Annotated in this window: 1 protein-coding gene; it reads right to left on the bottom strand. The window is 60.2% G+C overall.

Going from position 1 to position 379, the window contains the following annotated elements; genetic code table 11:
- Window positions 1-379 (bottom strand): trehalase family glycosidase (locus CSV68_RS16900; RefSeq protein WP_304442474.1); only part of this gene is annotated, 379 nt, incomplete at both ends.

Here is a 379-nt window from a genome sequence, read left to right as displayed (position 1 = left end):
CTGTTTGAAGCCCTGAATCGCCATCCACTGCAGCGGTGCCCAGCCGTTGGGTTTATCCCACTGCTCGCCGGTCTCGTACTCGGTGGCCAGAATCCCGCCCGGCGTCAGCAGACGTGCTTTTACCGCATCAGACAAGCGTTCAGCCTGCTCGTGGGTCGCCATGCCAACGTACAGCGGCACAATGCTCGCCGCTGAGAACAGCGCCATGACCTCGCGGCGCCAGTCGTAGTCACGGTAACAGCCATTCTCGTCATCCCACAGATACCGGTTCACCGCGGCGCGTCGATCGCTGGCTTTCTGGCGGAACAGTTCCGCGGTCTCTTTATCCCCTTTCGATGCCGAAATATTGGCGATCGCGCTTTCCAGCTTGAACAGGAAC

Source organism: Sporosarcina sp. P29 (assembly GCF_002743265.1).
Classification (GTDB): Bacteria; Bacillota; Bacilli; order Bacillales_A; family Planococcaceae; genus Sporosarcina.
This window is presented reverse-complemented; position numbering and strand designations above follow the sequence as displayed.